Source organism: Wenzhouxiangella sp. 15190 (assembly GCF_003417465.1).
Lineage (GTDB): Bacteria > Pseudomonadota > Gammaproteobacteria > Xanthomonadales > Wenzhouxiangellaceae > Wenzhouxiangella.
The window spans coordinates 23,457-38,490 of sequence record NZ_QVMV01000043.1 but is presented as its reverse complement, the minus strand read 5'-3'; the positions used below and the strand labels follow the sequence as shown (position 1 = coordinate 38,490).

Sequence of the window (15,034 nt, the reverse complement as noted above, 5' to 3'; positions counted from 1 at the left end):
AAGCTCGCAAATTTCAAATCCGAAGCACCAAATCCGAAACAAATTCGAATGACAGAAAACCCAAAGTTCGAAACGGATTACAGCCTACGACCAAACTACGGGCGCTTCAGGTCAGAAGGGTTTCGTTTCGGTCATTGAAAATTCGGTCATTGGGATTTGTTTCGGATTTGGTGCTTCGAATTTCGAATTTGATCCGGTCAGAACCCTGAAACCTTCGCTTCCCGATTCACCAACAGCCGTCCAGTCGTGTAGCACGCATTCAGAAACGCCGCGATATCCTCCGGTGCCTCTCCGGATAGCCTGTGCAGTTCATCGACGTCCACCGGGGCGCGGATGAGAATGCGGGCGAGCTGGGCATAGTGCTCGTTGTTCATCGCCTCGCTCGGCGCCTGGGTCAGCATGAACTCGACATTGCCGAGCAGATCCGGGTGTAGTCTTCCACGCGACTGCGCCAGCCCGGCGAACCATTTCAGTTCGCTCAGGGGGCGGCGCACGGCACCTCCCACCTCGTCGACCAGGTCGCCGCTCGAGACCGGCTTGCCGGCCGAAGCCGGCATGGGCTGCGCGAACATCCGCGGTTCCATGTCGACAATGGCGCCGTCGTAGTACCAGCTGCCCGAACCGGGGTCGATGACCAGGCGCGGCCAGCCGCTCACTTCCAGTACGACGGCACTGTTCCAGGTCTGGGCGCGCAGGTGCTCGGCCAGGGTGGCCTGCTCGGGATCGTCGGATTGCTCCAGGCGCAGCCACTCGGGCGCGCCGCCGCGATCCGGTTCCTCGATGGGCTCCGACACCGGCGGCGGAATGTCCCCGGAACTGACATGCTCGAGCAAGTCGAGAAACTTGCGTGCGCTGAGCGGTTTTCGGAGCAAGTAGTCGGCCGGGAAGCCGCGACGGCTCGTCAGCGCAATGGGATTTTGGCCGGAGTCACGAAGTGCCAGCCAGCGGGATTCGCCTTCGTCGGAATCGACATCGATGATCGTGACGTCGCCGCCCGGTCCGTCGATGACCTGCCACGCCCCCGCGCCGTTAGGCACCCCGGCAAGATTGAGCAGCGACCGCATGACGGTTCGCTCTTTCTGGCCGGTTTCCAGCACGGAAAGGGTCGGGTTCTTGGGCATGCCATCAGCCTCGCGGAGTGGTTCAACGATGGCTTACAGGATAAGTCGCTGACGGAAAAAACCCAATAATAATCAGGGAGAAGGAGGTCACAGTTTGGTGAGTGTTCCGCGAAGGTTCTGTCAACGACCACCGGCTAAAGCACCAAATCACAAGCACTAATTTTCAAACAATTTGCAATGAACGAAATCCCAATGACCCAAACCGCGACGGCGGTCGGATCATGCGACTAGCCACGATTCGACCCGACTCCGCCTTTACCGACACTTCGATTAGCTGCCTGCTCATGCGCCAAGGGCTCTCAGTTCGGCACCATGCCCGTTTCATTCATTGAAAATTCGGTTATTCGAATTTGTTTGATATTTGGTGCTTGTGATTTGGAACTTTTGGATTACGGATCCCCCAACGGGGACTCTAAATCGAGGGCATCGAATAGCTTGCGCACATGGCCCATCGCCGACGCCAGGACCTGGTGGATAGCCTCCTCACTGATCGGCTCGTCGTCCAGGCCGGCCGCGGCGTTGGCGACGATGCAAAGGCTGGCGTAGTCCATGCCGGCCTCGCGCGCCAGGGCCGCCTCCGGCATGGCGGTCATGCCCACCAGTGTCGCCCCGTCGCGACTTATGCGCTTGACCTCGGCCGCCGTCTCGAGACGCGGCCCCTGGGTGACGGCGAGACAACCGCCGTCGCTACAGGCCACCTCGGAGCGCCTGGCGGCAGCCAGCAGGGCCGACCGCGTGGGACCGGCGAAGGGCTCGGCAAACTCGATGTGGCGCAACGGGCTGATGTCATCGTCGCTGAAACTGTGGGAACGTCCCCAGCTGTAGTCGATCAACTGATCGGGTACGACCAGTTCGCCCGCCCCGCATACCGGATCCATGCTGCCCACGGCGTTGATCGCCACGATCCGCTCGACCCCCAGACGATGCAGCGCGTCGATGTTGGCCCGGTAGTTGATGCGATGCGGCGGAATACGGTGCGGTCGGCCGTGGCGCGCCAGGAACCAGCCATCCAGTTCGCCGACGCGCACACGAGCCAGCGCCGAGGAAGGACGGCCATAGGGTGTTTCCACCCGCCTTTCCTCGCGCACATCGAACAGATCCAGCGCGCCGGTCCCGCCGATAATGCCTAGTGCAACCCGACTCATGACGGCAACGCCCAGATGCCTTCGAGTTGACGCCACAGACCCTGGTAGTCCATGCCGCAACCGAAGACGTAGCGATCCGGCACTTCCAGGGCATGATCGTCCACCCAGTCGCGGTCAAGGCCGCGGTCGTGCTGCTTGCGCGCCAGCACGGCCGTGGTGACTCGTTGCACGCCCTGTTCCTCGAGTCGTTCGACCACCGCTTGCATGGTGTAGCCTTCGTCGAAAATATCGTCCACGACAACGACGTGGTCGCCCGGTGAGAGCTCTCCGGGCCAGTGCTGCCAGTGGATTTCGCCGCCGCTGGTGGCTTCGCGATAGCGGGTCGCATGAACATAGTCGATGCGCAGGGCGCTGCCGAGGCGACGGCTGAGCTCGACGGCCGGATACATCCCGCCCTTCATCAGGGCGATGACCGAAAGCACCTCGTCCGCAGCGGCCAGACGACCGATACGCTCGGCCTGGGCGTCAAGGGCACGCGACACATCCTGTTCACTGAACAGGCATTCGGCACCGTCCGGCCAGCGTGGATTTTCGTGAACCGAATCAGGCATCGCCACCGTCTCCGCTGTCCCCGCCGACGTCACCACCGCGGGGCTCACGCTTGTCCTTGCCGCTGTCGGTCTTGACCCGTTTGCTGGTTTTCTTCGCCCGGCGCGAGCGTGATGAGGACGTGCCAGCATCACCCTTCGAGCGCGATTCGTCCGGATCGGCGTCCCGAGGCGCCGGGGAGTCGCCCGGAATGGCTTCCCGCACCTCGTCGGCCAGCTGCTCGGCCATGTCGACCTTGAGCGTGCGCGTGGGGAAGGCGATCTCGGCACCGTGCGATTCGATGATCTCGCCGATGCTCAGCAATACATCCTCGCGAATCTGGTGGTACTCCGTCCAGACCACCGTCTTGGTGAAGCAGTAGAGCATGATGTCGAGCGAACTCGCGCCAAAGCGATCGAAGTGCACCATCGTCGTCTGCGTGGTGTCGAGCGCCTCGTGGTTCATGATGTACTCGCGGATGTCCTCGACCACCTTGCGCACGACACCGAAATCGTCATAGCGCACGCCGATATGCTCGGCGATACGCCGATGCGTCATGCGGGAGGGGTTTTCCAGCGTGACGGTGGTGAAGGTGGCATTGGGTACATACATCGGCCGCTTGTCGAACTTGCGGATCCGGGTGACGCGCCAGTCGATATGTTCGACCGTACCCTCGATCTCTCGGTCGGGCGAACGCACCCAGTCGCCGACCGAAAACGGCCGGTCCATGAACACCGTAAAGCCGCCGAAGAAATTCGCCAGCAGGTCGCGGGCGGCCAGGCCCACGGCAATACCGCCTACGCCGCCGGCGGCCAGTAAACCGGAAATCGGTATGTCGAGAATGCTCATCCCCGTCATGACGCCGGTCAACACGACGGCAATGCGCACGATGCGGCCGAGCACCGTCACCGTGGTGATATCGACGTGCTCGTCGCGCTTGCGCCGCTCTTCGACGAAGGCTTTCTCGAAACCGCTCGTCAGGCTGGAGAAGAACCAGGTGGCCGCCACCACCAGCCCGAGCTGCTGGGCGATGCTGAGCAGGACCGGATCGAACGCGATCATGTTGGTGTTCGGCGTAATCACCCGCGCGGCCATGATCAGGCCTTGCCACCAGATCAACAGCGAAACCGGCCGCTTGCCGGCATAGACGACCGCGTCGTCCCACATGTGCTCGCTCTTTCCCGACAGCCGCTCAAGGTGATTGACGAAAATGCGATAGACCAGCTCCAGCAGCAGTGCTGCCAGGATGATGGCGAAGGCCTTGATCACCCAGCCCGGAATACCCGCCAGACCGTCCAGATTATCAATCAGTTCCTGCATGTCTCACCTCAGCTCAGGGCCCGCAGCGATTCACGCCAGGACCGGAATTCGGGGACCAGCATCTGTTCATCCAGGCTGGCCATCGCACGTCCGTACAGCCGCTCGAGCGTGCCCGGCTCGGGCGTCACCCAGTCACTCGCGCCATCCAGCAACTCGCGAACCGACTCGGGGCGACAAACCAGCACCGCGTTACAACCGGCGGCCAGCGACTTCGAAACCCGTTCCGCCAGAGAGCCGGCCGGACCGGCGCCGACCATATCCAGGTCGTCGGAAATCACCACGCCCCGGAAATTCAGGCGCTCCCTCAGAGTATCGACGATCCAGGCCCGCGAATAACCCGCGGGTTCGGCATCGCGCGCCGGATAGCAAACGTGCGCCATCATAACGCTGTCGAGCGAACCGGCCAATTCGGCAAACGGCGCGAGATCCGCTTCCAGATCATCGAGGTCGCGACGATCGACGACCACCTCATCGTGGGAGTCCGCCTCGACCGAACCGTGCCCGGGAAAATGCTTGCCGCAGCAACGCATGCCCGCATCCTTCATGCCGGCAATGTAATGGGCCGCCAGGTCGCCGACGGCGGCCGGCTCCGACGCCATGCTGCGATCGCCGATGACGCTGCTGCCGCGGTCAAGATCGAGCACCGGCGCAAAACTCAAATCCACGCCGTGGCCGAGCACCTCGGCGGCCATGACGCGTCCGTGGCGATAGGCCAGGTCGCGGGCACGATCGGGATGCGAGGCATACCACCGGCCCAGCAGGCCCAGCGGCGGCAGCGGCGTGAACCCCTCGCGGAAACGCTGCACGCGACCACCCTCCTGGTCGACTGCCAGCAGCAGCCTCGGCGAACGCAGCGCGCCGATCTCCCCTGCCAGGGCACGAAGCTGTTCGGGCGACTCGTAGTTTCGGGAAAAGAGGATGACGCCGCCGACAGCCGGATGACACAGTCGCTCCGCCGTGGCCTGATCGAGTGCAGTGCCGTCGATGCCCACGATCAACGGTCCGAGCGGCCGTTCAATGCTCATGCGCGTTCGAACAAGGCGATGGATTCGACGTGCGCGGTGTGCGGAAACATGTCGGCGATACCCGCACCCGCGAGCCGGAAGCCGTGCTCCCTGACGAGCTCGCCGGCGTCGCGTGCCAGGGTGCCGGGGTTGCAGGAGACGTAGACCACGCGCTTCGCCCCGGAGCCGGCGATCATCGGCAGGATCTCGAAGGCGCCGCTACGCGGCGGGTCGATCAGCACACCGTCGAAACCGGCCCGGTACCAGGGTCGCGACGACATGTCTTCGGTCAGGTCGGCCACTTCCAGTTCGACGTTGTCGATGCCGTTGCGGCGCGCATTGGCGCCGGCCGCCTCGATCAGTTCGGGAGCGCCCTCAATGCCGGTGACGTGGCCGGCGCGCGTAGCCAGCGGCAGCGTGAAGTTGCCCAGGCCGCAAAACAGGTCGAGGATTCGATCGTCGTGACCCGGGCTCAGAAGCTCGACGGCCCGATTGACCAGGGCCCTGTTGATGGCCGCGTTGACCTGGATGAAGTGCTGCGGATGAAAGGCCAGTTCGAGATCGAAGTCTTCGAGGCGATAGCTCAGTTCATGCGCTTCCGGCCAGAGCCGATGGACGGTATCCGGGCCCTTGGGCTGGAGATAGACGGCGATGCCGTTGTCGTCCGACCAGCGCTTGAGCAACATGATGTCCTCCGAGGTCAACTCGCGCAGGTGGCGGATGACGATCGCGGAATCCTCGTCGCCACTGGCCGTCTCGATCTGGGGAACCGCATCGGCCACCGACATATCTCCCAGCAGTTCCGAGAGGCTTTGAAGTCGATCGCTGAAATCCGGGTGCAGCACGCGGCAGTCGCCCACGTCGGCCACAAAACGCCCCTGTGGTTCACGAAACCCCACAAGCACGCGCCCCTTGCCCTTGACCAGGCGCGCGCTCAGTCGACTGCGGCGCCGGTAGTACCAGGGCTCGGCCGAAACAGGATCCCACCACTCACCGGGACTGACCTCCCCGATGCGTTCCAGGTTGTCGACCAGGCGCTTGTGCTTCCAGTCCACCTGCGCGGCGTGATCGAGATGCTGAAGCGCGCAACCTCCGCAGCGATCGAACCAGGGACAGTCGGGCTCGACACGTTCGGCCGATGCTTCCAGCACCTCCTCGCAAAGCGCCTCGTCGAAACGGCGATTACGACCGATCAACTTCGCCGAGACTTTCTCACCCGGCAGCGCGCCGTGCACGAACACGGCCTTCTCCCCATGCCGCCCCACGCCGCGCCCGTCGTGCGAAAGATCGGTGATGTCGACAGTAATCGGCTCAGTCGGCAGACGCCGGCGTCTTCTACCCATGTAAATCTTGGTTCGCTTGTTTGCTAGTTGGCTGGTTGGCTAGTTCGTCTTTTCGTCGTTTTGTCGCTTCGTCGTTTCGCGCTCAACCACCTTAGACGCCACCACTTAACACTTCACACTGAACACTTCACACTGAAATTCACTTCTGCGTCCAGCTCCCGTCTTCGGTTTGGTAATACCAACCGGATCTCGCATTGGCGATCCATCGCCGGGCGAAGGTCCTGCGGATATCGTCCTCCCATTCGGGATGGCCGTTGGCGATGGCAATCTCGCGATAGACGGCATTGCGATCGGCGTTTTCCTCGCCGACGACACGTTCGAGGTTGCGCCGCTCCGACAGCCCCACGGCCGAACGGTCCCGGATTTCGACCAGGCCGTCACGCGTGAAGCCGATGGCGCCGGCGTCGAACCAGGCGGCCAGGTGCTCGCTCTGGCGTTCGGCCATGCGTTCCTTGATGCGCTGGATCTGCGGCGTATCGATATCGATATCCACGCTCTGGGCATTCGCCACACCGACGGGCGACAGCGCGTGCAACCAGGATGTACGCGCAGCCTGCGGCTCGCTCGACGGCGCAGCCGGCACATCGTCGCCCAGTACATCGCGAATGAACCGGTCGGCCGCACGCTCCGCCGCTGCCTCGGGAAAGTACACGTTGATGGTTACGCAGGCCGCCAACAACAGCACGCCGGCGATGGATGTCATGGAAAGGAAACGATGCATGGTCGGTACTCCCGGAATGATCTGCTTGCAATGTCGCATGCGTAGGCTGAATTATGCCTGAATCGGAATCATCCGATGGCACGCCTCAGCATGTCGGTGGCATATTCCGTCCACAAAGTTCGTTGAGTGCATTCGACATTTCACGTTATCAGGAAACACTCATGCGACCAGGAACATCACTGCTCCACCTCCTGCTCCTTGGATCCGTCCTCGTGTGGGGTCAGGCATACGCGCAACCGCTACTTACCGTCGGCGACATCGATGGCGGCGATGGCGACTGTGACTACGCCTACCAGAACCTCCAGGACGCGATCAACGCGGTAGAGTCGATGCCCGCGGGCGATACGGCCACTATCCGGCTGGCCGTCCCCGACGGGTTTACTGCCCAGGACCTTGTGATCGGGCAATTGCAGCGTGACCTTCGCATTATCGGTGGCTTTCAGTCCTGTGCCGACGATCAACCCCTGACCGGTGATCCAACGACGATCAGGCTGCTGCAAGCAAATGAGGCGAGACTTTTGACAATCAACGCCAATCTCGACCCAAGTCGCCGCAAGATCTCCCTCGAGAATCTGCTGCTCGACGGTCAGGGACATGACAATGGCGTCGGCCTCGGCGGCCTGGTCCACATCAGCGGTTCAGTTCACCTGCTGCTGGACAACACGACCCTGGAGAATGGCCGTGTAAGCGCAGTCGAATCGAACCCCGCCAGCGGCGGCGCCGTCTATCTGGGCGTCGATACCCGCCTCGAAACCCAGGGCCGAACGATCTTCCGGGACAATCGGGCCGCGATCTTCGGCGGCGCCATAGCCTGCGGTGAAGCCGGCGCCCATATCGAATTGGGTAGCAGCAGTTTCCGGGACAACCAGGCCAGATCCGGTGGTGCCATTGCGCTGACCAACGGCTGCGAGGCACTGCGCTTGTACAACGGTTCGGGTCCGACCTATCCGCGACACATTTTCGCCGGCAATACGGCCGCTCTAAGTGGCGGCGCCATATTCAGCCTGGGAACTGAAATCACCACCGGCGACCCGGAATCTCTGGCCCATCGGCATCTCAGCATCCATGGTGGCTCCGCCGAAGAAGGGGGCGCCATTTATATCGCTGGCGATGCCTCCGCGCCTATCGAACTCAACCTGGGCAACACCAGTCTGAGAACGAATAACGCCGGGGATACCGGCGGTGCTCTGCATCTGGTACAGGGCGTGCAGGCGCGTATCGGGCAGCAATCGGAGACCGAGCCGGGCTGCCCCGGCAGTGCCGGCATCAGCTGCTCCTGGCATTGGCGCAACCATGCCGGCGCTTCCAGCGAACTGCACGGCGGCGGTTTCGCCTACCTCGACAATGGCGGCCAAGGCAACAACGGTCTGCCTTACCTGCTGCTCGAGCGCGTCCACTTGGAAGACAACGGAAGTGATGGCGAAGCGGCCGTTGCCCATCTGACGCCTGGCAGTCGGATGGTCATGCACAATAGCTTGGTCAGCGACCGTATCGCTGGGGGCGGTGACTACCTGTTTACCGCCGACTCGGCCAATTCCATGTATTTGATGTATAACACCTTTGCCGACCTCAACGAAGTTGCCGGCATCCGTAGCGAAGGCGACATGGAAGTGCACGTGGTCGGCGGCATCTACTGGAACGGCGATGACACGCTGTGGGAGGACGCCGACGGCCAGTCGAGCCTGACTCACGGCGACTGCCTGCTGTCGTCAACCACGACCAACTTGCCCAACGCGGGTTCGGTGATTACCGCCGACCCCATGTTCGACGAAAACTACTTTCTCCAGCCCGGCTCGCCAGCGGTGAATATCTGCGACGACCGTGACCAAGTCTTCCTCGGGGCCGATGCCATGAACACCGATATCAAGTTCGAGCAGCGCGGTACGCTCACCCCCAATCACACCGTAGATCTGGGGCCATACGATCTGGGTGCGGCTGCGCTGTTCGTCAACGACTTGTTCTCCGACCGGTTTGAACAGACGCCCTGACAAACTGCTGTGGGAACGCTCAGTCGCCGCCTTCACGTGCGACCATCAGGGCGTCGGCCAGGCGGCGGCAACCTCGCGCGGCAATTTTCGCTTTGGCGCCCTTGAGGTTTGCCTCGGGCACCAGAGCCTGGTCGAAGCCCTGCCCGGCCGCCTCACGCAGGCGCTCCTCGCCGTTGTAGACCGGTCGTAGCTCACCGGACAAGCCGACCTCACCGAAAGCCACCAACCCCTTTGCCAGTGGCTTCTCGCGCAGGGAGGATTGCAGCGCCAGGGCGATGGCCAGATCGCTGGCGGTCTCGCTGATGCGCATCCCGCCAGCAACGTTAACGAACACGTCCTGGTCGCCCACCACGATCCCGGCATGACGATTCATGACCGCCAGCAGCATGGCCAGGCGATTGGGATCCACGCCGACGGCCACGCGCCGTGGATTGGAAAGATTGGAAGGGGCTACCAGGGCCTGCACTTCGACCATGAGCGGCCGGGTGCCTTCGCGGGTGACCAGCACGCAGCTGCCCGCGGCCGGCTCCTCCTGGCCCGAAAGAAAGATGGCCGAAGGGTTGGCGACCGCCTTGAGCCCCTTGTCGGTCATGGCGAACACGCCCAGTTCGTTGGCCGCGCCGAAGCGGTTCTTGACCGCCCGCACCAGCCGGTAACGGCTGCCGGAATCGGACTCGAAATAGAGCACGGCATCGACCATGTGCTCGAGCACGCGCGGGCCGGCCAGCGCACCTTCCTTGGTGACATGACCGACCAATACCACGGCGCAGCCGGTCTGCTTGGCGAACTGCACCAGGCGGGCGGCGCACTCGCGCACCTGGGCGACCGCCCCCGGCGCGGACTGCAAAGCCTCGGTCCACAAGGTCTGGATGGAATCGACCACCATGAAGGCCGGCCTGCGCTCGGCCGCCGTGGCGAGGATGACTTCGAGGCTGGTCTCGGTCAGGCAGTCCAGATGCGAGGGATCGAGGCCGAGCCGGCGTGCGCGCATGGCAACCTGGGCGGCCGACTCCTCGCCGGTCACGTACAGGCTGCCGTGGCCGGCGGCCAGGGCATCCTGGGCCTGCAACAGCAGGGTCGACTTGCCGATGCCAGGATCGCCGCCAAGCAGCACCACCGAACCGGGCACCAGGCCGCCGCCGAGCACCCGGTCGAGTTCGCTCAGGCCCGAGGACAGGCGGTCGGACGCCGCCTCGGCGCGCACTTCGGCCAGGTTGCTGACACTCGCCGATGCCGTGCCCGACCAGTTACCGCGCCCCTTCGGCCCCTTGGCGGCCGGGCCCGACTCGACCACGCCCTCCTCCAGGGAATTCCACGCCTGGCAGTCCGGGCACTGCCCGGTCCACTTCGGGAAACTCGCGCCGCATTCGCGGCAGGTATAGACTGACTTCGGCTTGGGCATGCGGTTATTCTGGCAGAGATGAAGATCGAGAGGGCGGTGCTGAAAGAGGGACTCCAAATTCGAAATCCGAAATTCGAAATCCGAAACAAATTCGAAAACCCAAATACGAAACCAAGCTGTGCACGAGCCGAGGCGGCTGCTTACGACTCACCCGTTTCGGATTTGGTGCTTCGGATTTCGGATTTCAGCGCCTATCGGCAGCGGACTCGCCATTTTGACACTCCCGCTTTCGAAGCCACAGGGAAACGATGAACCCCACCGACCAGCCTGTTATTGGTGAATCTCCCGCCTTCCTCGGCGTGCTCGAGGAGGTCTCGCGCGCGGCCGGGCTCAACCGGCCGGTGCTGATCGTGGGCGAACGCGGTACCGGCAAGGAAGTGATTGCGGAGCGCCTGCACTTTCTCTCGCCGCGCTGGGACGGGCCGCTGGTCAAGCTCAACTGCGCGGCCATCAGCGAATCGCTGCTCGAATCCGAATTGTTCGGCCACGAGGCCGGCGCCTTCACGGATGCCTCGCGCCAGCGGGCCGGGCGATTCGAGCGGGCCGACGGCGGCACGCTGTTTCTCGATGAACTGGCCAACACCTCGCTGGCCGTGCAGGAAAAGATCCTGCGCGTGATCGAGTACGGCCAGTTCGAGCGCCTGGGTTCGACCCGGCCGCTGGAAGTGGATGTCCGCCTGGTCGGCGCCAGCAATGTCGACCTGCCGGAACTGGCCGACCGGGGGCTTTTCCGTGCCGACCTGCTCGACCGCCTCGCCTTCGACGTCATCACCCTGCCCCCGCTGCGGGAACGCCGCGAGGACATCCTGCCGCTTGCCGAGCATTTCGCCATGCGCATGAGCCGGGAGCTCGGACGCGAACTTTTCGCCGGCTTCAGCCGGCCCGTGCTTGAAGCCATGCTCGTCCACCCCTGGCCGGGCAACGTACGCGAGCTCAAGAACGTGGTCGAGCGCGCCGTTTACCGGCTGGACGAGCCCGAAGCCCCGGTCGGGACTATCGAGTTCGATCCGTTCGACTCGCCGTGGCGACCCACCCGCCCCACCGACGGACCCGAACAGTTGCCGGACCCGGCCCGGGAACCGATCGACCTGCGGGCGTGGCTCGATGCCCAGGAGAAACGCCTGACCGAAGCAGCGCTGGCGGCGACCGGCGGGCACCGGGGCAAAGCCGCGGAAAGACTGGGCCTCAGCTATGACCAGTTGCGTGGCATCCTGCGCAAGCACGACATCGGTCGCGACAGCGATCAGGAAAGCTGATCGGCCGTTTCGACACGGTTGCGGCCGGCTCGCTTGGCCGTGTAAAGGGCATCGTCGGCACGCTTGAGTAGCCGGTTGAGGCTACGCTCGCCCTCGGCCGGCATGGCCACGCCGATACTGACACTGAGCCGAAAGCTCCCGGCGGCGGTGTCGATCCTGGAGGACTCGACGTGACGGCGCAACGACTCGGCCAGCCGCCTGGCCTGTGCCTGCCCGGCGCCGTGAAGTACCACCGCGAACTCCTCGCCCCCCGTCCGCCCGATGATGTCGTCGTCGCGCAGTATCTGTTGGCAGAGTTGGGCGAAACGCACCAGGGCCTGATCGCCGGCCGGGTGACCGTGGTTGTCGTTGATCGATTTGAAATGATCCAGATCCATGATCATGAGCGAGACCGGCTCGCCCCGGCGGGATGCCCGCTCGAGTGATTCGCGAGCCTGCTCGATGAAGGCGCGGCGGCTGCTTACGCCGGTCAGGGAATCGGTGCTGACCAGGCGACGCAATTCCTCCTCGGCCCGCATGCTGCGTATCGCCCCGCCGATCGTGCCGGAAGCGACTTCCAGTGCATCGACCTCCGCCTGCCCCCAGGTGCGACGGCTGGAACAGTCGTCGAAACCAATCAAGCCCCAGAACGCGCCGTCGAGGAAGATCGGCACCACGAGAATCGACAGGATGCCCTGGGGCCTGAGCAGATCCCGTTCGGCCGGCTGCATGTCCTCGACCAGGCCGGCGACGGGCTGCCTCGCTTCGAATATCGGGCGCCAATTGGGCAGCAAGCCATCGTAGGACATGGCCTGCATGTCGGGATTGTCGATTTCCGCGCTGACCCCTTCTCCGCACCACTCGTATCGCATGCTGGCCAGCAACTCGCCGGAGTCCGGATCCCGATGGTTTTCAAAAACATACACGCGGTCGGCGTCGACGGCTTCACCCAGCACGGCCAGCGCCGAGGGCATCACCTCGTCGTTGCCTTCGGCGCTGAAGAGGATGCGCGCCGCCCGGGCCAGGGCATGCAGGACCGTCGCGCGCGAGCGCCCGTGTTGGTCGTCATCGGGGTTCGCAGCACCATCCCGGCCGGGTCGGCGGCGCTTGAAGACGAACCAGCCACAACCCAGGCCAATGAGCAACCCAGCGAGAATCCCCGGCCCCCAATGTCCGATCCAGTCGATCATCTGCGCTTTTGCGTACCCCGCATGATGCCTCCCTGTGCAACAATTGGCCCCGGAGCAACGGAGTGATCATGGCGCGCACCCCCTGCACCGATATCCAAAGCATACCCCACACCCTCGTCGAGTGTCTCTCGTGGGCACGGGCGGTTGTCGTGCTCACCGGCGCCGGCGTTTCCGCCGAGTCCGGCATTCCGACCTTCCGCGAGGCCCGGACCGGTTTGTGGGCCAGGCACGACCCGATGGAGCTGGCCTCGCCCGAAGGCTTCGAGCGCGATCCGGCCACGGTCTGGGACTGGTACCAGTGGCGCCGTGAACTCATTGCCCGCTCACGCCCCAACGCCGGCCACGAGGCGCTGGCCGAGCTCCAGCGCCATATCCCCGGGCTGGTGACCGTCACCCAGAACGTGGACGGCTTCCACGCCCTGGCCGGCTCGAACGATGTGCTCGAACTGCACGGCAATATCCAGCGCAACATCTGCTCGCGCACCAAACGGCCGATCGACGCCGACTGGATCGAGCAGCACCGAGCGCACAGGCCGCCGCCCTCGCCACATCACCCGGAGGGGTTCGCGCGCCCCGATGTCGTCTGGTTCGGCGAGGCGCTCGATCGCGACATGCTCGAATCGGCATTCTCGGCCGCCGAGACCTGCGACGTCATGATCACCGCCGGGACGAGCGGCGCCGTGCAGCCGGCCGCCAGCCTGCCGGTGACGGCCGCCCGTGCCGGGGCGACCGTGATCGACATCAATCCGGAGGGAAACGAACTCACCCAACTGGCCGACTGGCATCTCGCAGGACCGTCGGCAACCTGGCTGCCCGCGCTGGTCGATTCACTTGCAAACGGCCGGAGATAGGGCACCGCGGCCTTGCGCTCGCACTGAACTGTTCAGAGCTTCCTCGGGGAATTGGGTCTGTCGACTATAATGGGCGACCTTATTTCAAGCGGAGTTATCCCATGACGAGCACCATGCGCGCGCTGGTCAAGCCCGATGCCGCTCCCGGCCTGGAGTTGCGCGAGGTTCCCGTTCCCACGCCGGGCCCGAACGAGGTCCTGATCGAACTGGACAAGACCTCGATCTGCGGTACCGACCTGCACATCTATCAGTGGGACGAGTGGTCGCAGCGCACGATTCGTCCGCCGCTGGTGCTGGGCCACGAATTCGTCGGACGCATCAAGGCACTCGGAGCGAGCGTGTCGGGCTACGAGGAAGGCCAGCGCGTCTCCGCCGAAGGTCACGTCGTCTGCGGCGTGTGCCGCAACTGCCGCGCAGGCAAGCCGCACCTCTGCCCCAACACCGAGGGCATCGGCGTCAACCGCGACGGCGGCTTCGCCGAGTACGTGGTCGTGCCCGTCACCAATCTGTGGCCGATCCCCGACGAGATTCCGTCCGAGCTGGCCGCTTTCTTCGACCCCTTCGGCAATGCCGCGCACTGCGCGCTGCAGTTCGACCTGGTGGGCGAAGACGTGCTCATCACCGGTGCCGGCCCGATCGGCATCATCGCTGCCGGTATCGCCAAGCACGTTGGTGCGCGCCACATCGTCGTCAGCGACGTCAACGACTACCGCCTGCAACTCGCTCGCGACATGGGTGCGACGCGCACGGTCAACGTCAAGAACGAAAACCTGCTCGACATCCGTGAAGAGCTCAACATCGACGGTTTCGACGTGGCCATGGAAATGTCGGGCAACCCGTACGCCTTCCGCGACCTGCTCAGCCTGATGTACAACGGCGGCAAGGTAGCCCTGCTGGGACTCTTGCCCAAGGACGCCGGCGTCAACTGGGACCAGGTCATCTTCAAGGGCCTGGAGGTGCACGGCATCTACGGCCGGCGCATGTACGAGACCTGGTACAAGATCACCCAGATGGTGCTCACCGGCTTTCCGCTGCACAAGGTGCTCACCCACCAGATCGCCATCGACGACTTCGAAAAGGGCTTCGAACTGATGGCCTCGGGCCAGTGCGGCAAGATCGTCTGCGATTGGACGGGAGAAGTGTAAAGTGTGAAGAGTGAAGTGTGAAGTGGGTGCTTGTAGGTCGG

Annotated in this window: 13 protein-coding genes; 4 read left to right on the top strand and 9 right to left on the bottom strand. The window is 63.9% G+C overall.

Going from position 1 to position 15,034, the window contains the following annotated elements; translation table 11 throughout:
* Positions 1-197: 197 nt before the first annotated feature.
* From DZK26_RS11220 to DZK26_RS11190, 7 genes are all read right to left on the bottom strand, one after another.
* On the bottom strand, positions 198-1,121 hold the full coding sequence (locus DZK26_RS11220; RefSeq protein WP_116897346.1) for a hypothetical protein: 924 nt from the start codon (positions 1,119-1,121) through the stop codon (positions 198-200).
* Positions 1,122-1,510: 389 nt separating this feature from the next.
* On the bottom strand, positions 1,511-2,266 hold the full coding sequence (locus tag DZK26_RS11215; RefSeq protein WP_116897347.1) for an S-methyl-5'-thioinosine phosphorylase: 756 nt from the start codon (positions 2,264-2,266) through the stop codon (positions 1,511-1,513).
* A complete protein-coding gene (locus DZK26_RS11210; RefSeq protein ID WP_116897348.1) occupies positions 2,263-2,817 on the bottom strand; it encodes a phosphoribosyltransferase family protein in 555 nt (184 codons plus the stop codon). Before DZK26_RS11210 ends, DZK26_RS11215 begins: the two co-directional genes overlap by 4 nt.
* Complete coding sequence (locus DZK26_RS11205) at positions 2,810-4,114, bottom strand: mechanosensitive ion channel family protein (RefSeq protein WP_116897349.1); 1,305 nt, start codon at positions 4,112-4,114, stop codon at positions 2,810-2,812. Before DZK26_RS11205 ends, DZK26_RS11210 begins: the two co-directional genes overlap by 8 nt.
* 8 nt (positions 4,115-4,122) lie before the next feature.
* Positions 4,123-5,139, bottom strand: a complete 1,017-nt coding sequence (gene nagZ, locus DZK26_RS11200; RefSeq protein ID WP_116897350.1) for a beta-N-acetylhexosaminidase — start codon at positions 5,137-5,139, stop codon at positions 4,123-4,125.
* Positions 5,136-6,461, bottom strand: a complete 1,326-nt coding sequence (gene rlmD, locus DZK26_RS11195; RefSeq protein ID WP_116897351.1) for a 23S rRNA (uracil(1939)-C(5))-methyltransferase RlmD — start codon at positions 6,459-6,461, stop codon at positions 5,136-5,138. The genes nagZ and rlmD overlap by 4 nt, the downstream gene beginning before the upstream one ends.
* A 139-nt stretch (positions 6,462-6,600) precedes the next feature.
* Positions 6,601-7,182 (bottom strand): YdbL family protein, encoded by a 582-nt coding sequence (locus DZK26_RS11190; RefSeq protein ID WP_116897375.1) that lies wholly within the window; start codon positions 7,180-7,182, stop codon positions 6,601-6,603.
* A 212-nt stretch (positions 7,183-7,394) separates the two neighbouring features.
* Here DZK26_RS11190 and DZK26_RS11185 point away from each other — a divergent pair, with 212 nt between their 5' ends.
* On the top strand, positions 7,395-9,170 hold the full coding sequence (locus tag DZK26_RS11185; RefSeq protein WP_116897352.1) for a hypothetical protein: 1,776 nt from the start codon (positions 7,395-7,397) through the stop codon (positions 9,168-9,170).
* Between the two features lie 19 nt (positions 9,171-9,189).
* Here the strand turns inward: DZK26_RS11185 and radA are convergent, their stop codons facing one another.
* A complete protein-coding gene (gene radA, locus DZK26_RS11180) occupies positions 9,190-10,572 on the bottom strand; it encodes a DNA repair protein RadA (RefSeq protein WP_116897353.1) in 1,383 nt (460 codons plus the stop codon).
* A 248-nt stretch (positions 10,573-10,820) separates the two neighbouring features.
* Between radA and pspF the strand changes: the two genes are divergently transcribed.
* Positions 10,821-11,828, top strand: a complete 1,008-nt coding sequence (pspF, locus tag DZK26_RS11175) for a phage shock protein operon transcriptional activator (protein WP_116897354.1) — start codon at positions 10,821-10,823, stop codon at positions 11,826-11,828.
* Here the strand turns inward: pspF and DZK26_RS11170 are convergent.
* Positions 11,816-12,997: a sensor domain-containing diguanylate cyclase gene (locus DZK26_RS11170; protein WP_116897355.1), complete on the bottom strand. Its 1,182-nt coding sequence runs from the start codon at positions 12,995-12,997 to the stop codon at positions 11,816-11,818. The two genes, pspF and DZK26_RS11170, sit on opposite strands and share 13 nt — an antisense overlap.
* Before the next feature lie 68 nt (positions 12,998-13,065).
* Between DZK26_RS11170 and DZK26_RS11165 the strand changes: the two genes are divergently transcribed.
* Together DZK26_RS11165 and tdh are read left to right on the top strand one after the other, a co-directional pair.
* Positions 13,066-13,848 carry an NAD-dependent deacylase gene (locus tag DZK26_RS11165; protein ID WP_116897376.1) on the top strand — a complete coding sequence of 261 codons (783 nt, stop codon included), beginning with the start codon at positions 13,066-13,068 and terminating at the stop codon, positions 13,846-13,848.
* A 113-nt stretch (positions 13,849-13,961) separates the two neighbouring features.
* On the top strand, positions 13,962-14,993 hold the full coding sequence (gene tdh, locus DZK26_RS11160; RefSeq protein ID WP_116897377.1) for an L-threonine 3-dehydrogenase: 1,032 nt from the start codon (positions 13,962-13,964) through the stop codon (positions 14,991-14,993).
* Positions 14,994-15,034 lie beyond the last annotated feature (41 nt).